The organism is Delftia sp. 11MD, assembly GCF_050907895.1.
GTDB lineage: Bacteria > Pseudomonadota > Gammaproteobacteria > Burkholderiales > Burkholderiaceae_C > Comamonas > Comamonas tsuruhatensis.
On record NZ_CP194333.1, the window covers coordinates 622,949 to 643,329 of the forward strand.

18 protein-coding genes are annotated in these 20,381 nt (G+C 67.2%); 4 read left to right on the forward strand and 14 right to left on the reverse strand.

Going from position 1 to position 20,381, the window contains the following annotated elements:
• Positions 1 to 57: 57 nt before the first annotated feature.
• The 3 genes from ACRSCF_RS02835 to ACRSCF_RS02845 all read left to right on the forward strand — a co-directional run bounded on the left by ACRSCF_RS02835 (position 58) and on the right by ACRSCF_RS02845 (position 3,332).
• Positions 58 to 1,035 (forward strand): Bug family tripartite tricarboxylate transporter substrate binding protein, encoded by a 978-nt coding sequence (locus tag ACRSCF_RS02835; RefSeq protein ID WP_016449278.1) that lies wholly within the window; start codon positions 58 to 60, stop codon positions 1,033 to 1,035.
• 29 nt (positions 1,036 to 1,064) lie between these two features.
• Positions 1,065 to 1,925: a creatininase family protein gene (locus tag ACRSCF_RS02840; RefSeq protein WP_244387755.1), complete on the forward strand. Its 861-nt coding sequence runs from the start codon at positions 1,065 to 1,067 to the stop codon at positions 1,923 to 1,925.
• A 219-nt stretch (positions 1,926 to 2,144) separates the two neighbouring features.
• A complete protein-coding gene (locus ACRSCF_RS02845; RefSeq protein ID WP_411165089.1) occupies positions 2,145 to 3,332 on the forward strand; it encodes an IS481 family transposase in 1,188 nt (395 codons plus the stop codon).
• A gap of 260 nt (positions 3,333 to 3,592) precedes the next feature.
• Here ACRSCF_RS02845 and ACRSCF_RS02850 read toward each other — a convergent pair whose 3' ends face one another.
• From ACRSCF_RS02850 to ACRSCF_RS02870, 5 genes are all read right to left on the reverse strand, one after another.
• Positions 3,593 to 4,567: a Bug family tripartite tricarboxylate transporter substrate binding protein gene (locus ACRSCF_RS02850; protein ID WP_034366474.1), complete on the reverse strand. Its 975-nt coding sequence runs from the start codon at positions 4,565 to 4,567 to the stop codon at positions 3,593 to 3,595.
• Positions 4,568 to 4,686: 119 nt separating this feature from the next.
• The gene (locus ACRSCF_RS02855; RefSeq protein WP_034366477.1) at positions 4,687 to 5,370 is read right to left on the reverse strand and encodes a histidine phosphatase family protein; all 684 of its coding nucleotides are present in this window, start codon (positions 5,368 to 5,370) and stop codon (positions 4,687 to 4,689) included.
• Between the two features lie 91 nt (positions 5,371 to 5,461).
• On the reverse strand, positions 5,462 to 6,421 hold the full coding sequence (locus ACRSCF_RS02860) for a PhzF family phenazine biosynthesis protein (RefSeq protein ID WP_244387757.1): 960 nt from the start codon (positions 6,419 to 6,421) through the stop codon (positions 5,462 to 5,464).
• Between the two features lie 87 nt (positions 6,422 to 6,508).
• Positions 6,509 to 7,693, reverse strand: coding sequence for a PLP-dependent aminotransferase family protein (locus ACRSCF_RS02865; RefSeq protein WP_016454353.1), 1,185 nt, complete (start codon positions 7,691 to 7,693; stop codon positions 6,509 to 6,511).
• A gap of 234 nt (positions 7,694 to 7,927) precedes the next feature.
• Positions 7,928 to 8,530, reverse strand: coding sequence for a LysE family translocator (locus tag ACRSCF_RS02870; RefSeq protein ID WP_016449284.1), 603 nt, complete (start codon positions 8,528 to 8,530; stop codon positions 7,928 to 7,930).
• A gap of 194 nt (positions 8,531 to 8,724) precedes the next feature.
• Here ACRSCF_RS02870 and ACRSCF_RS02875 point away from each other — a divergent pair, with 194 nt between their 5' ends.
• A complete protein-coding gene (locus ACRSCF_RS02875; RefSeq protein WP_016449285.1) occupies positions 8,725 to 10,176 on the forward strand; it encodes a PLP-dependent aminotransferase family protein in 1,452 nt (483 codons plus the stop codon).
• A gap of 213 nt (positions 10,177 to 10,389) precedes the next feature.
• On the opposite strand, the gene ACRSCF_RS02880 is transcribed toward ACRSCF_RS02875, so the two are convergent.
• The 9 genes from ACRSCF_RS02880 to motA form a co-directional block, all read right to left on the reverse strand.
• On the reverse strand, positions 10,390 to 11,103 hold the full coding sequence (locus tag ACRSCF_RS02880; RefSeq protein ID WP_012202528.1) for an RNA polymerase sigma factor FliA: 714 nt from the start codon (positions 11,101 to 11,103) through the stop codon (positions 10,390 to 10,392).
• 5 nt (positions 11,104 to 11,108) lie between these two features.
• Positions 11,109 to 11,990, reverse strand: coding sequence for a hypothetical protein (locus ACRSCF_RS02885; RefSeq protein ID WP_016449286.1), 882 nt, complete (start codon positions 11,988 to 11,990; stop codon positions 11,109 to 11,111).
• Complete coding sequence (gene flhF / locus ACRSCF_RS02890) at positions 11,983 to 13,596, reverse strand: flagellar biosynthesis protein FlhF (RefSeq protein WP_047327025.1); 1,614 nt, start codon at positions 13,594 to 13,596, stop codon at positions 11,983 to 11,985. The genes ACRSCF_RS02885 and flhF overlap by 8 nt, the downstream gene beginning before the upstream one ends.
• Positions 13,593 to 15,692 carry a flagellar biosynthesis protein FlhA gene (flhA, locus tag ACRSCF_RS02895; protein WP_016454350.1) on the reverse strand — a complete coding sequence of 700 codons (2,100 nt, stop codon included), beginning with the start codon at positions 15,690 to 15,692 and terminating at the stop codon, positions 13,593 to 13,595. The genes flhF and flhA overlap by 4 nt, the downstream gene beginning before the upstream one ends.
• Complete coding sequence (locus tag ACRSCF_RS02900; protein ID WP_016449289.1) at positions 15,689 to 16,861, reverse strand: EscU/YscU/HrcU family type III secretion system export apparatus switch protein; 1,173 nt, start codon at positions 16,859 to 16,861, stop codon at positions 15,689 to 15,691. The genes flhA and ACRSCF_RS02900 overlap by 4 nt, the downstream gene beginning before the upstream one ends.
• 200 nt (positions 16,862 to 17,061) lie before the next feature.
• A complete protein-coding gene (locus ACRSCF_RS02905; RefSeq protein ID WP_016449290.1) occupies positions 17,062 to 17,676 on the reverse strand; it encodes a protein phosphatase CheZ in 615 nt (204 codons plus the stop codon).
• A 10-nt stretch (positions 17,677 to 17,686) separates the two neighbouring features.
• On the reverse strand, positions 17,687 to 18,073 hold the full coding sequence (gene cheY, locus ACRSCF_RS02910) for a chemotaxis response regulator CheY (RefSeq protein ID WP_012202534.1): 387 nt from the start codon (positions 18,071 to 18,073) through the stop codon (positions 17,687 to 17,689).
• Positions 18,074 to 18,197: 124 nt separating this feature from the next.
• A complete protein-coding gene (gene motB, locus ACRSCF_RS02915) occupies positions 18,198 to 19,241 on the reverse strand; it encodes a flagellar motor protein MotB (protein WP_016449291.1) in 1,044 nt (347 codons plus the stop codon).
• A 24-nt stretch (positions 19,242 to 19,265) separates the two neighbouring features.
• Positions 19,266 to 20,126, reverse strand: coding sequence for a flagellar motor stator protein MotA (gene motA, locus ACRSCF_RS02920; RefSeq protein WP_016449292.1), 861 nt, complete (start codon positions 20,124 to 20,126; stop codon positions 19,266 to 19,268).
• Between the last annotated feature and the right edge of the window lie 255 nt (positions 20,127 to 20,381).

Genomic DNA, 20,381 nt, shown 5'->3' on the forward strand with positions numbered 1-20,381 from the left:
GTTGCCCATCATGGACCGGCCACCCATCCGGGATAGAGCAACACAAGGAGACAAGCCATGCAGGAGACATCTCGCCGCCAATTCCTGGCCGCCGGCGCGGCAGCGGCCGCCGCCTGGGGGCTGCCGCAGCACGCGCGCGCGGCCGCTGCCTATCCCGACAAGTCCGTGCGCGTGATCGTGCCCTTTCCCGCCGGTGGCACCACCGACGTGGTGGCGCGGCTGGCCATGCAAAAGCTCGGGGAGCTGACCGGCCAGTCCTTCGTGGTGGACAACAAGGGCGGTGCCAACGGCGTCATCGGCACGGAACTGGCCGCGCGCGCCACGCCCGACGGCTACACCCTGCTGATGAACACGGCCGGCGCGCAGACCCTGAGCCCGGTGCTCTACAAGACCAGCTACGAGGCGCTGGCCAGCTTCGAGCCCATCAGCCATCTGTGCGACGTGGGCTTCGTCCTCATTGCGCGCAAGGACCTGCCCGTGAACAGCCTGCAGGAGCTGGTTGACATGGCCAAACAGGGCAAGCCGCTGAGCGTGTCCTCGGGCAGCAGCATGATTTCGCTGATCACCGAGCAGTTCAAGAAGGTGATTGGCGCGCCGGGCATCGTCAACGCCCAGTACAAGGGCACGGCGCCGCAGATGCAGGCCGTGGTGGCGGGCGAGGTGGATTTCTCGTTCGACTCCTTCACCTCGGTGGAGATGATCCGCACGGGCAAGGTCAAGGCCCTTGCCGTGCTGCTGCCCCAGCGCGCCGAAGTCTTTCCCCAGGTGCCCACCATCAAGGAGGCCGGCGTGGACGGCATGGGCTTCAGCTCCTGGTCGGGCCTGCTCGCGCCCAAGGGCACGCCCCGCGACATCGTGGCCCAGCTCGCGCAGCAGATGGACAAGGTCATGCAGATGCCCGACGTGCTGGCCAAGCTGCGCAGCTACAGCTATGTGCCGCGCCGGGGCACGCCCGAGGAGTTCGCGCGGCTGATCGAATCCGACAACGAGCGCTGGAAGCGCATCGTCAGGGAATCCAACTTCAAGGTCGAATGAGACGCGGGGCGGGGGCTAAGATCATGGCCATGCCAAGCTCCCCGCCTCCACACACGTCCCTCGGTACCTGGCCATCGCGCTGGTGGGCCGAAGTATCGGCGCGCGATTTCGCGCTGGCCCAGGCGGGGCTTGCCGCGGAAACCGTGGCGGTGCTGCCCGTGGCCGCCGTGGAGCAGCATGGGCCGCACCTGCCGCTGTCCGTCGATGCCCGCCTGCTGCAGGGCGTGATCGATGCGGCCCTGCCGCTGCTGCCGGCCGACCTGCCCGCGCTGTTCCTTCCCCCGCAGAACATCGGCTTCAGCGTGGAGCACCAATCCTTTGCCGGCACGCTGACGCTGTCGCCCGCCACGGTGATCGCACTGTGGACCGAGCTGGGCGCCTGCGTGGCACGCGCCGGCGTGCGCCGGCTGCTGCTGCTCAACGGCCATGGCGGACAGGTCAGCGTGATGGACATCGTGGCGCGCGAGCTGCGCATGCGCCACGGCCTGCTGGTCTACAGCAGCAGCTGGTTCGGCCTGGTGGACGATGCGGCCAATGCGCAGTTCAGCGCGCATGAGCACCGCTTCGGCATCCATGGCGGCGAGGTGGAGACATCGATGATGCTGCACCTGGCGCCGGAGACCGTGCGCATGGAGCATGCGCGGGACTTTCATTCCACTTCGGAGGATCGGGCGCAGCGGCATGCCTTGCTGGGCAATGGGCGAAGCGCCAAGATGGGCTGGGCCATCGAGGATTACAACGTTTGCGGCGCCGTTGGCAATGCAGCCGGGGCTGCGGCCGAGCGTGGTGCAGCCATGGTGCAGGCGTCGGCTAGAGGGCTGGTGCAGTTGCTCTCGGAGATGCATGCACTGGCCCCAGATACGGTGGGGCGGGCGCCGGAGCCGTTGTAGGTTTGTTGCGGGTTCGTTTTTGGACCCTGCCGGAAGGTGGTTTTTCGAGGCCGGGTCTCGGCCCGGCGGCCGACCTACTTTCTTGCGGCGCAGCAAGAAAGTAGGCAAAGAAATGTGCCCGGTACGACTCACACTCATAGGTGACACATCAGTACAAGGACATGGGTAACAGATCCAAGCTTGGCAGCTGGAGCCAACAGCAGCCAAGGAGCGATCACCATGCCCTGGAAGGAGTGCGCACCCATGGACGAGAAACTGCTCTTCATAGCCGACCATCTGCGCAGTGGCGTGCCGCTGAGCGAGCTGTGCAGGCGCTACGGCATCAGCCGCAAGACGGCCTACAAGTGGGTTGAGCGTTACCGCCAACTGGGCATGGATGGATTGCAAGAACGCAGTCGCAGGCCCCACGGGAACAATCAGGCGATCAGCTATGCACAGCGCCGGGCCATCATTGAGCTGCGCACGCAGCAAAGGTCACAGATGGGGCCCAAGAAGCTGCACGCTTTGCTCCTGCAGCGCTGGGGCCCACAGGAGACACCCAGCAAAACCACCATCTACAACGTGCTGAAGGCTGAGGGGCTTGTTTGCAGCAGGCGTGTACGCAGACGCTCGGTGCCTACGGCCCAGCCCTTGCGAACGAGCAAGCAGCCCAATGGGGTGTGGAGTGCAGACTACAAAGGCCAGTTCAAGACAGCCGATGGTCACTGGTGCTATCCATTTACCATCATGGACCACGCCAGCCGCTATTTGCTGGCCGTGCATGTCTACGACAGCCCCAACTACGAGGATGCCAAACGCAGCTTCGAACAGGTGTTTCGGCAATACGGACTGCCCGAGCGCATACGCAGTGACAACGGTCCGCCGTTCGCGACTACTGGCGTGGCGGGCCTGTCACGCCTGGCGATATGGTGGATAAGGCTGGGCATCAGGCCGGAGCGCATCGAGAGGGGCAAGCCACAGCAAAACGGTCGCCACGAGCGGATGCACCGCACGCTCAAGCATGCCCTGGGCAAAGAGCCTGCGGCGGACAAAGCGGCATTGCAGATGCAGCTCGATGCCTTTGTGGAGCACTACAACCAGCAGCGCCCGCATGAGGCCTTGCAGCAAAGCATGCCGGCCCAGCATTACAGCGACTCGACCAGGCCATACCCCTCAAAGCTACCCGAGCTGCAGTACCCGAAGCATTGGGAAAGAGTTCGGGTCAGCCACAACGGCTTGATTTACTGGCGAGCGCTGCGGATCTACATAGGCTACCTGCTGGCGGGGCAGTGGATCGGGATGCAGGAGGTGGCCGCTGGGCAGTGGGATGTGTATCTGGGGCCGGTGCGACTGGGCTGCTTCAACGAAGAGGATGTGCGAGGACCCCAGAACGACTATGTGAGCTTGAAGTGTTACCCATGTCTGTGAGCTGAGTTGTTACCCATGTCCTTGACACGTACACCCAAATGTCCGCGACCCCTTCGCTGCGCTGCGGGGCCACCTGCGCCGTGACGGTTGCGGGGTTCGCCGTGAAACTCTCTTCGCGCTGCGCGCTACGTTCAAACATCACGGCGAGTCAGATGACGAAGCAGTCCTGTCCTTCGGCAGGACTGCAACCCCGCAACCACCACGCCGCAGGCGCTGACATACGGGGAGTTGTTGCGGGCCTTCGCTGCGCTCGGCCTTTTTTACTGTTTCGGGATCTTGGCCTGGACGATCACGTCGCCCCAGCGCTTGATTTCCGACTGCAGCAATTGCGCGGTCTGCTCGGCCGTGCTGGACTGGGCCTGGACGTTCATCTCGCGCAGTTTCTGCGTGACTTCGGGGGAGTTCACGGCGGCGGCGATTTCCTTGTTCAGGCGGGCGATGATTTCCGGAGGGGTCTTGGCGGGGGCGGCCAGGGCGTTCCAGGAAGAGGCGACGAAGCCCTTGATGCCTGACTCCTGTGCCGTGGGCACGCCGGGCAGCAGGGCCGAGCGCTTGTCGCCGGTGATGGCCAGCAGGTTGACGGCCTTGGAGTTGATCTGGCCCATGATGGGCGTGAGGATTTCGACGGCCGCGTCGATCTGCCTGCCCCGCAGGGCCGTGACCACGGCGGGAGTGCCGTTGAAGGGCACGATCTGGGCGTCGATGCCGGCCGTGGTCTTGAACAGTTCGGCCGCCAGGTGCTGGGTGCTGCCGATGGCGATGCTGCCGATGTTGAGCTTGCCGGGGTGGGCCTTGGCCCAGGCCACCAGCTCGCCCAGGTTCCTGAAGCGCGAGTCGCTGGCGGTGAGCACGCCGATGTCGAAGTAGCCCAGGGTGGAAATCGGCGTGAAGTCCTTGACCATGTCGAAGGGCAGTTGGTTGAACAGCCCCACGGTGACGGCGCTGCCGTTGGACATGAGGAACAGCGTGTGTCCGTCAGGTGCGGATTTGGCCACGGTGTCGGCTGCGACGATGCCGCCCGCGCTGGGCTTGTTGTCGATGATGACGGGCTGGCCCAGCTGCGAGGCCAGCTTTTGCGCAACGACGCGCGAGGTGACGTCGGCCACGCCGCCTGCGCCAAAGGGCACGACGATGCGGATGGGCTTGTTCGACAGGGGCTGTGCCTGGCTGGTGATGGCGGCCAGCAGCAGGGCCGCGCAGGCCAGGGCGCTGCGCGTGAAGCGGCGTTTGTTCATGGGTCTTTTGTCTCCTGGCCGGCCAGTGTGGCGCAAAAGCGCAGGCCGGCCCAGATCGCCCGTGTTCTGGCTGCTATGCCCTGGCGCAATAGCCGTGTGGCAGCCTGGCCGGGGCTGGATCAGGCGTGCGTGATCCAGCTGCGGTGCTCGTCCGTGTCCAGGTGGTTGAGCGTGTTGAAGGTCTGCAGCATCAGGCGCTTGGGGCTGGTGGTGAACTCGGTCACGGCGCTGTTGCGGATGCGCATGTTCAGCGCAATGGTGACCTCCGGCGAGGTGCCCAGCACATGGCCCACGGCGGTGGAGATGGGGCCGCCGCTGCTGACCAGCAGCACGTTTTCGTCGGCATGTTCGTGCCGCACGCGCTCCAGCACCTGACGCACGCCGCCGGAGAAGTCGTTCCAGCTGGGCATGCCCTTGGGGCTGATGGTGCCGGCCATCCACTGGGCCAGGGCATCGCACAGCAGCCGGAAGTGGTGGCGGTACAGCTCGGGTGTGTCGGGCTTGGGCAGGGGCGCCGGATGGATGGCCTGCAGCAGCGCGCCGCTGTCGTATTCATCGAGGCCTGCAAGCGCCTGGGTGCGGTGCTGCTCGGCAGGCAGGCTGCCCAGGCCTTCGGCAATGCCGGCCAGCGTCTGCGCATGGCGGCGCAGCGTGCCCGTGTAGACCGCGTCGAAGCGCAGGCCGCGCTCTCGCCAGTAGGCACCCAACCTTTGCGATTGCGCCTGGCCGCGTTCGCTGAGCTGGTCGTAGTCTTCGGCACCAAACGAGGCCTGGCCATGGCGCACAAGATAGAGGGTTCCCATGGCGCGGATTGTGGCCAGCGCTGGCGCCGGCGTTTGTCCTGCGGGCGACTGGCTGCCGCCTTGGCGACAGATTCCAGCAGCCCGGCAGGCCCTACAACAGCACCTGGCCGCTCACGCACTCCACCACATGGCCGCCTATCCACAGCGCGCCCTGGGCGTCCTCGCTGACATGCACGCGGCCGTCGCGGCCCACGCAGCAGCCCTGGCTGGCGATGTAGGGCGCGCGCAGCAGGCCTTCGCCGCGCAGCCACAGGGCCAGGCTGGCGTTGAGGCTGCCGGTGACGGGGTCTTCGGTGACGCCGACGGGGCTGGCGAAGCCTCGCACTTCCAGGCTGGGGGCGGCATCCGCATCGGCCCCGGCCGGGCGCTGGCCCGTGGCAAAGGCGCGTGCCTCGCGGCTGCTGCGGCCGATCAGTGTCGGTGCATCTTGCGCGCTTTCGTACAACGCGCAGGCGCCCACCTTGGTGTTCAGCGCCTTGAGCCTTGCATGGTCGGGCTCCAGCGACAGCACCTGGTCGGGGTGTTCGAAGAGCACGCCCATCCAGCGCGGGCCGTTGTCCAGCCAGGCGGCGCGCAGGATCTGGCCGGGCTCCGCGCCCAGCGCGGCAGCCACCTCGGCCAGCAGGCCCGGCTCCACGGCGCCGATGTCGGTGGCCGGTGCCTGGAAGGCCAGGCGTCCGTCCTGGCGCGCAATCGAGATCAGCCCCTTGGCGCATTCCTGCACGATGCGCCCCGCCTGCTGCGGCACGCCGCCCTGCGCCAGCCAGGCGTGGCAGCTGCCCAGCGTGGGATGGCCGGCAAAGGGCAGCTCGCCGCCCGGCGTGAAGATGCGCACGCGGTAGTCGGCGCCTGCGGCGCGGCCGGCCTCGGTGGGCGGCAGCACGAAGGTGGTCTCCGACAGATTGGTCCAGGCCGCGAAGGATTGCATCTGCGTATCGGTCAACCCGGTGGCGTCGAGCACGACGGCTAGCGGATTGCCCAGGTAGGGCCGTGCCGTGAACACGTCCACGGTCATGAAGGGGCGCTGGCGGGGAGCGGCGGTGGAGGTCATGGCAAGGGGCAGGGTTGCGATGGGCAATGCAGGATGAAGAAAGCCGGCGCAAAGCCGGCTTTCAGGGAACAGCCGGGGCTGTGCGTATCAGGCCGACAGCTGCGAGCGGATGGCGTCGGCCAGGGCGGCGATGCCCTTGTCGATCTGCTCGGCCGACACCGTCACGTACGACAGGCGCAGCGTGTTGGCCTGGGGCTCGTCCGCGTAGAACGGCGCGCCGGGCACGAAGGCCGTGCCGCGTTCCACGGCGGCGGGCAGCAGCTTTTGCGCATCCATGCCCTTGGGCAGGCGAACCCACAGGAACATGCCGCCCACGGGACGGGTCCACTGCACGTCCAGGCCGGCCATTTCGCGTTCCAGCGCGGCCAGCATGGCGTCGCGCTGGCGCTTGTACATGGCGCGGATGGTGGGCACGTGGCGGTCAAGGAAGCCGTCCTTGATGACCTCGGAGACCACGCGCTGGTTGAAGCCGGGCGTGTGCAGGTCGGCCGCCTGCTTGGCCTGCAGCAGCTTGTTGTAGACGGACTTGGGCGCCACCAGGAAGCCGATGCGCAGGCCCGGGGCCAGCACCTTGGAAAACGAGCCCAGGTAGATCACGCCTTCGGGGTTGCGCGCGGCCAGCGGCAGGGCAGGGGGCTGCTCGAACCACAGGTCGCCATAGGGGTTGTCCTCGATCAGCGGGATGTCGAGTTCACGCGCCTTGTCCACCAGGGCCTGGCGGCGTGCCTCGGCCATGGTGCGGCCGGTGGGGTTCTGGAAGTTGGGCAGCACGTAGGCCAGGCGGGCCTTGTCGGCGCCGGTGCCGGCCTTGGCGGCGAAGTCCTCGACGAGGATGCCGTCGTCATCGCTGTCCACGCCCACGGGAATCGGTTCCTGCGGCGCAAAGGCCTGCAGCGCGCCCAGGTAGGTGGGCTTTTCGACCAGCATGCGGCTGCCGCGGTCCAGGAAGACCTTGCCGATCAGGTCCAGCGCCTGCTGCGAGCCCGTGGTGATCAGCACCTGGTCGGGGTCCACTTCCCAGGGCAGGAAGTCGGCCACGGCCTGGCGCAGGGGCGCGAAGCCTTCGCTGGTGGCGTATTGCAGGGCCGCTGCGCCATCGCGCTGCATCACGGTCTGGCAGGCCTGGGTGAACGCGTCCAGCGGGAAGGCCAGCGGCGAGGGCAGGCCGCCCGCCATGCTGATGATGCCGGGACGGTCGGTGAGCTTGAGGATTTCGCGGATGGCGGAGGGGTTCATCTTGGCAGCACGGTCTGCCAGCGTCCAGGTCGTCATAAAAAAAGCAGTTCCAGGTCTTTGCGGTGCCCGCCATGCGGGCGGGCTGGTATGGGTTGCCATGCCGTCGTGGGGCACGGGCCGGCCGCATGTGAAGAGCGCAGTGCGGATGGTGCTTTCGCTCTTGCGCCGGCAATGAGGGTATTTTGTCGCGGCCGTGAAGGGTCTGCGCATCCTCCCTTCAATAGCTGGGCAGGCCAGTACGGCCTTTGCCTGGGTGTGGATGGCGGACCCTCATGCGGCCACCATCCACATCGCCGTCAGCGCCAGCATGGCCGCCATGGCACGGTTGAACCACAGCAGCCTGCGTCCCTGGGCCAGCCAGTGGCGCAGCAGTGCGCCCACGCAGGCATACAGCAGATTGCTGGAGAAGGCATAGGCGGCCATGACGGGCAGCACCACGGACAGGCGCTCGCTCAGGTCGTCGTGCCCCGCCAGCCAGCCGGCCACGATGGCCAGGGCCAGCAGCCAGGCCTTGATGTTCACGAATTGCAATCCCACGCCCTGCCAGAAACCCACCTGCAGCTGCTGCTGAGATTGCAGTGACGCCATCTGTGCGCTGCGGCTCAGGCGCCAGGCCATCCACAGCAGGTAGCCGATGCCGGCGGCCTTGACCAGCCACAGCAGCAGCGGTGCCGCCACGATCGCCGCGCCCACGCCGGCCGTGCTCAGCACCAGCAGCAAGCACCAGCCCACGGGCACGGCCAGGACGAAGCGCAGCGCCGGGCGCAGGCCGTGGTTGGCGGCCAGGGCCGTGGACAGCGTGGTGTTGGGGCCGGGGCTGAAGCTCATGGAAGCGGCGAGCAGCAGCAAGGCGGTGAGTTCGGACGGTGGCATGAGGCGGTGGCCCCGGAGGTCTCCATACAGGCGGCAAGGGGCTGTTGGGGAGGAGGGCACGGCAGGCCTGCTCCGCAGCACGAATGCCTGCAATATAGGTGCAAGACCTGTACAGTACCAATACAGTTGAACCCTCAATTGCATGTTCTGTATCGGCGCCCATCCCGATACAGTGACGTTTTGGTGACTCCCTCATGCCCGTTCCCCTTTCGCGGCTGGCGCCGCAGACCCTGAGTACCCAGCTGGCCGAACGCCTGGGAGAGCGCATCCGCATGCGCCTGCTGCCGGCGGGCGCACGCCTGCCCTCGGTGCGCGAATGCGCGCGCCAGCAGGGCGTGAGCACGCACACGGTGGTGGCCGCCTATGACCTGCTGCAGGCCCAGGGCCTGGTCGAGGCGCGGCCGCAAAGCGGCTTTTTCGTGCGCGATTTCGTGCAGGACGCACCGCTGCTGCAGTCCGAACAGGCCCGCGCCGCGCCTGCGGACGAGGCCACCGGCGCGCCCAAGGGCACGCGCATCAATGCCTCCATGCTGGTGCGCGGCATGTTCCACCAGAGCGTGGGCGGCAGGCCCCAGCCCGGCGCGGGCGTGCTGCCGGCCCAATGGCTGGAGGCAGGCTTTCTGGCCGCTGCCATGCGCAAGGCCTGCTCGGGAAAATCCCTGCACGACTCCTGCGTGGGCTATGGCGACCCGCTGGGCGACATCAGCCTGCGCGAGGCGCTGTCGCGGCGCCTGGCGCGCCTGGGCATTGCGGCGGCGCCGCAGCACATCATCACCACCATGGGCGCAACGCATGGGCTGGACGTGGTCAGCCGGGCCCTGCTGCAGCCGGGCGATCCGGTGATGGTGGAGGAGCCCGGCTGGGCCGTGGAGTTCGCGCGCCTGGCATCGCTGGGCATGCGCGTGCTGCCCGTGCCGCGCGGCCCCGACGGGCCGGACCTGGCCGTGATGCAGCGGTACTGCGAAAGCTGCGCGCCCAAGCTCTACGTCAGCGTGAGCGTGCTGCACAACCCCACCGGCTACAGCCTGTCGCCGGCCAGCGCCCACGAGGTGCTGCAGCTGGCGCGGCGATTCGGCTTCTACGTGGTGGAGGACGATACCTATGGCGAGATCGCGCCCGACCACGCCGCACGCATGACCGTGCTGGACCGCCTGGGCCACAGCATCTACGTGAGCGGCTTCGCCAAGCTGCTGGCGCCCAACTGGCGCGTGGGCTATCTGGCGCCGCCGCCTGCGCTGGTGGAGCGCCTGGTGGACACCAAGCTGCTGTCCACGCTGACCACCCCCGCACTGACGGAACGCGCCCTGGCCCACTGCATGGACCAGGGCCAGCTGCGCCGCCATGCCGAGCGCCTGCGCCAGCACCTGGCCCAGGCCCGCATGCGCAGCGTGGCACTGGCCCAGCAGGCCGGAGCCCGCTTCGCGGCCGAGCCGGCCGGCATGTTCGGCTGGGTGGACACCGGCGTGGACACCGAAACCCTGGCCCAGCGCCTGCTGGACGCCGGCTACTTCATCGCCCCCGGCTCCATGTTCCACGCAGGCCGCCAGCCCAGCACCTGCATGCGCATCAACTTCGCCACCACGCAGGAACCCGCCTTCTGGCGCATCTTCGAACGCGAAGTCCAGGCCATGCGCGGCAGCGCATAGAAAAGGGAATGGGAGAGGAAGAGGAAGAGGGAAGGGGAAGGGGACTGAAGCAGAATCGACCCGCGAGCGCTGATCAGATGTGCAGCGCCAAAAACCGGCGCGCCCCAAAGCGAGGGACACCGAGCAAGGGCCGCCCCGCCGCGAGGGTGTCGTCCCCCTCCCCCGCGAAGCGGGTAGAGAGGGGGAAGCCGCGCAGCGGCTCAGGGGGAGCTTTCAGTGCGCCCGCATCTTCGTACGCAGGCGCGCAATCGCCTGGCTGTGCAGCTGGCACACACGCGATTCGGTCACGCCCAGCACGGCGGCGATTTCCTTGAGGTTCATGTCGTGCTCGTAATACATGCCCATGATGTACTGCTCGCGCTCGGGCAGGGCCTTGATGGCTTCGACCAGGGCCACGCGCAGGCGGTGGTCGCGCAGCAGCGCAAAGGGGTCGGCGCCGCTGTCGGCCACGTGGCGTTCGAGGAAGTCCTCGCCCTCGTCGCCGCCTGACATGTCTTCCAGGTAGACCAGTTGCGTGCCGCGCACCTTGCCCAGCAGCGACTGGTAGTCGTCCAGGTCCATGCCCAGCTCGTCGGCGATCTCGGACTCCAGCGGGGTGCGTCCCAGGCGCTGCTCCAGGCGGTGCAGCGCGTGCTCTATGTCCTTCTGGCTCTTGCGCGAGCTGCGGCTCATCCAGTCGCCCTCGCGCAGTTCATCGAGCATGGCGCCGCGGATGCGCTGGCTGGCGAAGGTCTCGAATTGCACGCCCTGCTCGCTCTCGAAGCGGGACAGGGCTTCGGCCAGGCCGATCATTCCGACCTGTATCAGATCATCAAGCTCCACATTGGGAGGCAGCTTGGCGATCATGTGCAGCGCGATCCGGCGTACCAGGGGTACGTGCCGACGGATCAGTGCATCGCGGTCGAGTTGGCCTTTGGCGGTGTACATGGCAGTCAGTGGCTCCAGGCATGGGATGCAGGCAGCGGTGCGTAGCCGGCGGCCAGGTCCTGGCCGCCATGCGGCAATACGCTGCCCGCATGGTTGAGCAACTGCAGCGCCAGGCGCTGCAGGTCCGGTGCATGGTGCAGGCGCACGGGCAGCAGCCCGGGCGCGTGGCCCAGATGGCGCTGTGCGCAGCGCAGCAGCGCGTCGATCTGTGACTGGCGCCGTTGCGCATCCTCGGCCTGGCTGCGGGCACCGGTCTGTCCGCGGCGCCAATCGTAGCTGGTCACATCCACGGGGTCAGCGCCGGGCAGCAGCGGCGCCAGCAGGCAGCGCAGGCCGGCATGCACGGCCAGCTGCTTGAGCTGGCGGTAGCAGCCCAGCACGCGGGGGCCGTGTTCTGGCAGCACCATCAGCGGGTGCACGGCCTGGCCGGGCAGATTGCGGGCCAGCGTGTCGGCATCGGCATACAGCATGACGATGGCATAGCCGCGCACATGGCGCTGCAGCCATTGCATGGGCGTCATGCCGGCTTGCCGTGCCTGCAGGGGCAGCAGCTCCAGGCCCTGGCGGGCAGGCAGCACGGCCACCGAGCTGTGACGGGGGTCGGGGTGCAGGCCGGTACGGGCCTGCCAGGCGCTTTGCTGCAGCAGCTGGGCCAGGCCAGGCGCGTCGGCCGCCTCGCCCTGGCTGGCATCGAGCACAAGGACGGGCATGCCCAGGCGCTGCAGGCTGGCGCAGACCGGCCACAGCAGGGATTGCTCGGACTGGCCTTCAGGGTCGGCCGCCGTGTCGCGCAGCATGGCCAGCACACGCAGGCTGGACGGTGCTGCGGCGCCGGGCTGGCCGTGCAGGCCCAGGCCCTGGTGCAGTTGGGGGAAGGTCTCAAGCATGGCTGACCTCGCTGTCCATGGTGCTGGGGCTGGACGGGGTGAAGAAGAAGTCCAGGTCCAGCGCCTTGGGATCGAAGGCCGAGCGGGTGGAGGCGCGCATGGAGGCGGAGACCAGCTGCTGCGCATCGGCGCGCTCCCAGTCTTCGGGCACGCGCTGGCCGTTGGTCACGCCGCGCAGCTGCATCTGGTGGCGGATCAGCGTGTCCACCGAGGGGCCCAGCTTCACGGCCTCGTCCACCTTGGTGAGGATGGCCTGGCTGGAGCCGCGTGCCTTGAAGGCCTGCATCACATCGTCCAGCGCATCGCCCTGGCCGGCCGCGTTCACGGCCAGCAGCTTTTGCACGCCGGGCAGGTCCAGCAGGTCCAGGATTTCGTCCTTGCGCGGATCGCGCGGGGCCACGCCCGTGGTGTCGATCAGCACCAGCTGCTTGTTGGCCAGCAGGCCCAGCAGGTCCTGCAGCGCGGCGCGGTCATGGGCCAGGTGGGCGACCATGCCCAGCATGCGGCCGTAGGAGCGCAGCTGGTCGTGGGCGCCGACGCGGTAGGTGTCCAGGGTGATCAGGCCGACGCTGGAGGCGCCGTACTTGGCCGCGCACAGGGCCGCCAGCTTGGCCGTGGTCGTGGTCTTGCCCACGCCGGTGGAGCCCACCAGGGCGAAGACGCCGCCTTGCTCGTACAGCGGCTCCTGGCCGGCGTCGGTGCGCAGATTGCGTTCCAGCACCTGCATCAGCCAGCGCACGGCGTCGCCGGCGGACAGGTCCTGGGGCATGTGCTCGACCAGGGCGCGGGCCAGCACGGGGGAGTAGCCCGCGCGGATCAGCTTGTGCGTGAGATTGGCGTGGATGGGGTTCTGGCGCGTCTGGCCCAGCCAGGTCAGGGTGTTGAAGCGCTCTTCGATCAGGTCGCGCACGGACTGCAGCTCATCGCGCAGCGCCTGGGAGGCCATGGCTGGAGCGGGTTCGCTGCGCAGGGGCTCGCGCAGCGGCGCCTCGGCGCTGGCGCGCAGCGGATTGTGGCGGGCCACGGAAGGCGCGGGCTGTGCCTTGAACGGCTGCTGTGCGGCCATGGGCGCGGCGGCCGGCGCTTCGCGCAGGGCGTCGCCCAGGCTGCGGCGCTGGGCAAAGCTGGGCAGGGGCTCGTCGACGCCGGCCTCGTGGCGGCGGCGCAGCATGCGTTCGCGCACGTAGTCCTGGAAGGACAGGGTGCTCATGGCCAGTTGCTCAGTGTCTTCCTGCACGCTCTGGCGCAGGCCGGCGGGCTCGGCACCATCTGCCGACAGCGAGGCTGCCAGCGAAGCCGCCTGTGAGGGCGCCGGCGAAGGCTGCTGTGCCGTGCGCGGCTGGGTATGTGCCTGGATCAGCTGGGCCTGCAGCTGGGGACGCAGGCCCGTGGTCTCCTCGGCCGAGCGGCGTTCGATGGCCTGCTGCAGCGGCGTGCTGCTGGCGGCGGCCTTGCTGTGCTCCAGCGTGTCCTCGGCCGTGGCCATGACCTCGACGCCGTCGGGCGTGCTGCGGTTGGACAGGATCAGGGTGCCCGCTCCGAAAGCCATGCGCGCCTTGGCCAGGGCCTCGCGGGAGGTAGGGGCGTAGAAGCGTTTGATGTTCATGCGGATGCACCTTTAAGAATCGAGCCGATGCGGATGGTGTGCGTCTCGGGGATCTCGCTGTGGGCGAGAACCTGCAGACGCGGCGCCACGCGGCGCACCAGGCGGGCAATGGAGTTGCGGATGGAATCGGGGACCAGCAGGCAGGCAGGCAGGCCCAGCTCTTCTTGCTGGTTGGCCATGTCGGCCGCCTTCTGGGTGAGGATCTCGGCCACGCCGGGATCCAGTGAGGGGGCGCCGGGGTTGGACAGGGCCTGCACCAGCAGGCGCTCGAGTCCGGGCTCGATGGCGATGACGTTCAGCTCGCGGGTCGGGCCGTAGATCTGCTGGACGATGGACGGCGACAGCGCAATGCGCACGCGGCGGGCCAGCTCGACGGGGTCCTGGGTGGTCGAGGAGTGCTCGGCCAGCGTCTCGATGATGGTGCGGATGTCGCGGACGTGCACCGAGTCCTCCAGCAGCAGCTGGAGCACTTTCTGGAACGTCGTGATGGACACCATTTTCGGAATGACTTCTTCGATCAACTTGGGAGCCAGCTTGGCCACATGCTCCACCAACTGCTGCGTCTCGGTACGGCTGATCAGCTTGGCGGCATGCACTTGCATCAAGTGTGACAAATGGGTGGCCATCACGGTTTCCGAATCAACCACGGTAAAGCCTGCCATTTGTGCCGCTTCCTTCTGGCGTTCGTCGATCCAGTGGGCGGGCAGGCCGAAGGCCGGGTCCGTGGTCTGGGTGCCGATCAGCGGGGTGCTGATGCCGCCCGGATTGATGGCCAGGAACATGCCGGGGAAGGCCTCGCCCTCGCCCACCATCACGCCGCGCAGGGTGATGCGGTAGGCGCTGGGCTTGAGCTCCAGGTTGTCGCGCACATGCACGGCCGGGGGCAGAAAGCCCACTTCCTGTGCGAACTTGCGGCGCACGCCCTTGATGCGGGTCAGCAGGTCGCCCTGGCGGCCCTTGTCCACCAGGGTGATCAGGCGGTAGCCCAGCTCCAGGCCCAGCAGGTCCACGGGCTGCAGGTCGTCCCAGGTGGCTTCGCCGTCGCTGGGCGCGGCCACGGGGGCGGGGGCCTGGGTTTGCTGGGCGGCGCGTTCCTGCTGGCGGCGCGAGAGCATCCAGGCCAGCCAGCCCAGCAGTGCGCCCGTGCTCAGGAACACGACGTGGGGCATGCCCGGAATGACACCCAGCAGGCCCAGCACGCCGGCCGTGATGCCCAGCACCTTGGGCGACATGAACAGCTGCTGCGCGATCTGCTGGCCCATGTCGGTTTCCTTGCCCACGCGCGAGATCACCATGGCCGCGGCCACCGAGATCAGCAGGCCGGGGATCTGTGCGACCAGCGCATCGCCCACGGCCAGCAGGATGTAGCTGTCGGCGGCCTGGCCGGCCGACAGGCCGTGCTGGATCATGCCGATGGCGAAGCCGCCGATGATGTTGATCACCAGGATCAAGATGCCGGCGACCGCGTCGCCGCGCACGAACTTGCTGGCGCCGTCCATGGAGCCGAAGAAGTTGGCTTCCTCCTGCACCTCGGCGCGGCGGCGCTTGGCTTCCTTTTCGTCGATCAGGCCGGCGTTCAGGTCGGCATCCACGGCCATCTGCTTGCCGGGCATGGCGTCCAGGGTGAAGCGGGCCGAGACTTCGGCGATACGCTCGGCACCCTTGGTGATCACCACGAAGTTGATCACCACCAGGATGGCGAACACGATCAGGCCGACCGCGAAGTTGCCGCCGATCAGGAAGTGGCCGAAGGCCTCGATCACCGCACCGGCCGCTCCGGGGCCGGTGTGGCCTTCCAGCAGCACCACGCGGGTGGAGGCCACGTTCAGCGACAGGCGCATCAGCGTGGTCAGCAGCAGCACCGAGGGGAAGGCCGCAAAGTCCAGCGGCCGGATCATGTAGGCCGCCACCATCATCACCATCAGCGCCACGGCGATGTTCAGCGTGAAGAACGTGTCCAGCAGCCACGGCGGAATCGGCAGCACCATCAGCGCCAGGATGGCCACCACCAGCAGCGGCGCCATCAGGCCCTGGGCGAACCTGGTGTTCTCGCCCGACCACATCGATTGCAGGGATTGGAGCGGATTCGTCGTCATGGAGCAGTACCTTCAGTGGTCGCGGCGGCGGGCGCGCGGCGGCCCTGGTGCGGATCGAGTTCGGCGGGCACGGCGGGTTCGCCGAGATCGCCAGGCATGGGGCCTTCGCCGCGCAGCGCGGCCTTCAGGCGGTAGACATAGGCCAGGACCTGGGCCACGGCCGTGTACAGCGCGGCGGGAATGGCCTGGTCCAGGTCGGCGTGCGCGTACAGGGCGCGCGCCAGCATCGGGGATTCGAGCACCGGTATCTTGTGGGCGCCCGCGACCTCGCGGATCTTCAGCGCCACCAGGTCCGTGCCCTTGGAGATGACCTGCGGGGCGGCCATGGTCTTTTCGTCGTAGCGCAGCGCCACGGCATAGTGCGTGGGGTTGGTGACCACGAAGTCGGCGCGCGGCACGGCGTTGACGCTGGCACGGTCGGCGATCTCGCGCTGCTTCTGGCGGATCTTGCTCTTGATCTGCGGGTTGCCGTCGGACTCCTTGTGCTCCTGCTTGACTTCCTCGTGGCTCATCTTCAGGCGCGACTTGAACAGGTAGGCCTGCAGCGGCACGTCGATCACGGCCATCAGGAACACCACCAGCAGCAGCAGGGCCACGCCGCTGGCCAGCCACTGCCCGGTCATGGTCAGCGCCATGGCCGAAGGCTGGGAGGAGATGGCGGCGATCTCGGCGATGTGGCTGCTCAGGAACTTCCAGGCCACGAAGGAGAGGATGGCCGTCATCGCCACCATCTTGGCCACGGTCACCATCTGCTGCTTGGAAAACAGATTGGTCAGGCCCGACAGCGGGTTGAGGCGGTTGAACTGCGGCTGTATGGGCTTGAGGCTCAGGATCCAGCCGCCGGCCAGCATGCCCGACAGCACGGCCGCGGCCGTGGTCACGGCGGCAACGCCCAGGGAAATCTTCAGGCCCAGGCTGCCCATGGACAGCATGCGCTCCATCATCAGGGCCGGGGTCTTGGCCGTGTGCGCGTCGAACGCCAGTTGCTGGGCCAGCGCCATGCGCAGGTGCTGGATCAGGGGCTCGGCGCCCATCAGCATCATCAGCGCGCCCGTGCCCAGGATGGCCAGGTGGGACAGGTCCCGGGAGCGCGCACCCTGGCCGTCAGAACGCGTTTTCTGCAGTTTGCGTTCGGTGGCTGGCAGGTTTTTGTCTTGGCTGGAGTCCATGGCGCAATGACGGAAGGATTTGCGTCATTGTCGGAACAAGCCGGATGGGCGAAGCCCCGATAAGCAGGGCTCAAGCGGCGCTTATGCGCTGTCTGGGGTGTGGTGCGGCAGGCAGCGGCACGCCGGCAAACCCTTGCCCCGCAGCGGGAAGGGTTGCCGTGCAAATGCAAATGCAAAGGCGCATGGCGCCCCGGGGTGTGTCAGAACCCCAGGCTGGCCAGCAGATCGTCCACCTGGGACTGTGAAGTCACCACATCGGGTGTCTTCTCGGGATCGACCACGGGGCCGGCCAGGTGCTCCTTGGGCTTTTCCAGCGGCTCCAGCGCCGTCTGCTGCGGGTTGGGCGAGGTCTGGATGAGCAGCTGCACCAGCTGGTCCTCCAGGTCGGCGGCCAGCGACACCACGCGGGCGATGACCTGGCCCGTGAGATCGTGGAAGTCCTGGGACATCATGATCTCGGTGAGGTGCTCATCGGCCTGCTGCGTGTCCTGCTCGACCTCTTCGAGGAAGTTCATCACCCGGCCCTTGGCCACGGCCGCCACGGGATCCTCGACCAGCTGCGCGCGCATGGCGCGCACGCGCTCGGCCAGCCGGTCCTGCTGGCTCTTGGCCAGCTCGACACGGTTGAGGACCTTCTCGGCGGCCTCTCCGGTCAGCCGCGCAATGTAGGAAAGGCGGCTTTGCGCATCCGGCAGCTCTCCCATGCTGCCGCGCAATCGGTCCGCATAGCCCAGCTCGTTGAGCGAGTCATGCAGCTGGCGCGTGAGAACGCCTACCTTGTAGTGGACGCTGTCGGGGACATCCGGGTTGCTCATGGCGCGCGCCCTACAGGCCCAGCTTTTTGAGGATCAGGTTGACTTTCTCTTCCAGCGTGGCCTTGGTGAAGGGCTTGACGATGTAGCCTGCCGCACCGCCCTGGGCCGCTGCCACGATGTCCTCCTTGCGGGCCTCGGCCGTCACCATGAGCACGGGAAGGTGCTTGAGTTTGTCGTCCTGCTTGATTTCGGTGAGCAGCTGGAAGCCGTTCATGTTCGGCATGTTGATGTCCGTCACCACGAAATCGAACTTGCTGTTGCGCAGCTTGTGCAGTGCCACGACGCCGTCTTCGGCTTCATCGGCTTCGGGAAAGCCGCTCTCCTTGAGCAGATTGCGCACGATGCGCCGCATGGTGGAGAAGTCGTCAACGATCAAAAAACGCAGGGCATTAGCCACGTGAGGCCCTTTCGGTCGGTAGGTGCTCGGTACTGGTAAGAATCCGCCGCGATGGTAACAATATGAAACCTTCTTGGCGCAATGTGGGAATTTTCCTGCTTTTCGGCAGCATCGGGCTCAAACCTTAATTTGTTACACGATCAGGTGACGCGGGCGCCGAAGGGGCGGCTGCGGCTGCGGGCGCGGCGGCAGCGGGCTGCGCGGCGGTCTCGCCGGCCGTGGCTTCGGCTGTGGCTGCATTCGCGGTGCCGCCGCTGCCGCCGGCCAATGACGGCGGCAAGGCGTTGCGCGTCACGGGCCCACGGTGGCCCAGCAGGCGCTTTTCGGCCTCCTGCGTGAGCACGGTGATGGTGATGCGCCGGTTCTGGGGCGCGCGCGGATCGTCGGGCAGCAGCAGGTCGCTGCTGGCCAGGCCCGTGATGCGTGCCAGCTGGTTCAGGGGCATGCCGGCGGCCACCAGCTCGCGGCGCGAGGCGTTGGCGCGGTCGGCCGACAGCTCCCAGTTGCTGTAGCCGCGGTCGGCATTGCCGTAAGGGGCCGCGTCGGTGTGGCCGGACAGGCTGATGCGGTTTTCCGCGCCTGCCAGCGCCGCGCCCACCTCGCGCAGGATGTCGCGCATATACGGTTTGACCAGGGCGCTGCCGCTGTCGAACATGGGGCGGTTTTGCTCGTCCACGATCTGGATCTGCAGGCCGTCGGGCGTCACGTCGGTGCGGATCTGCGAACGGAATTCGTTCAGGCGCGCATTGCTGGTAATCATCGCGTCCACCTTGGCCTTGAGCGCCTTGATGCGGTTGGAGTCCACCTGGGCCTGATCGGCGCGGCCCGAATCGACGCTGGTGCGCCGGTTGGAGCTGTCGGCCGCCTCGGAGCGCCGTACCTGGCCGTGCACCTTGGCCAGGTCGTTGCCGCCGCCGGGAATCACGCTGGAGCTGTTGCCTGCACCGTCGCCGCCGGCCATCGCCACCTTCAGCGGCGAGGAAAAATACGCCGCGATGCCCTGCAGCTCGCCCTTGGCCGTGGAGCCCAGCAGCCACATCAGCAGGAAGAAGGCCATCATCGCGGTCACGAAGTCGGCATAGGCGATCTTCCAGGCGCCGCCGTGGGGCGCATGCGCAGTCTTCTTGACGCGCTTGATGATGATCGGCTGTAACTTTTTCTCTGCCATGGCTTGACGCTGCTGGGTGCAGGATTACTTCTTGCCCTTGACGTGGGTTTCCAGTTCCAGGAAACCGGGGCGTTCGGTAGAGAACAGCACCTTGCGGCCGAACTCGATGGCGGTGGCGGGGTTGTAGCCCTGCATGCTGGCCAGCAAGGTGGTCTTGATGCACTCCAGTTCCTTGGCGGCGTCCTGGGCGCGCTGCTCCACCAGGCCGGCCATGGGCTCCACCAGCGCATAGGCCAGCAAGATGCCCAGGAAGGTACCGACCAGGGCCGAGGCGATCATGCCGCCCAGCACCGAAGGAGGCTGGCCCACCGAGCCCATGGTGTTCACCACGCCCAGAACGGCCGCAATGATCCCGAAGGCAGGCAGGGCGCCGGCCAGGCGGGTCAGTGCGTTGACGGGGGCATGCGCTTCGGCGTGGTGGGCCTCGATCTCGCTGTCCATCAGCGACTCAATCTCGTGGGAATTGAGATTGCCCGACACCATCATGCGCAGATAGTCGGTCAGGAACTCCACCACATGGTGGTCCGCCAGCAGCTCGGGATACTTGGTGAAGATGGGCGACTCGTTGGGTGCCTCCACATCGCCTTCGATGGACATCAGGCCCTCCTTGCGGGCCTTTTGCAGAATCTCGTACAGCAGGGCCATCAGCTCCATGAAGCGGGCCTTGGTGTAGCGCGAACTCTTCATCACGCCAGGGATGGCCTTGGCCGTGGCCTTGAGCACCTTGGGCTGGTTGCACACGATGAAGGCGCCGATGGCGCCGCCGCCAATGGTGATCATTTCAAAAGGCAGTGCCTTGAGAATGACCTGGACGTTGCCCCCGTGCAGCACATAGGTGCCGAAGATGCAACCGAAGGCGACGATGTATCCGATGATGACAAGCATGGGAGTGGATTCTGTCAGAGGTGTCCCGATGGAAAAGTCGGAACTGGCTTGGAAATGCGCGCTTGTTTTGACACTGGGCCGTGGCGGGGTGGCGGCCATCGACGAACCCATGGCTTGTCAAGCTATCGGCCGCAGGCATCCATACTTGAGAGCCCTGAGATGAAGGTGTAAACGCGCCGCTGCGCGACAAAAGCCTGAAAAGGCCGGCAAATCGGTGCCTGTTTGAATCTTGCAAGGCGGGCGCTTAACGGTGGA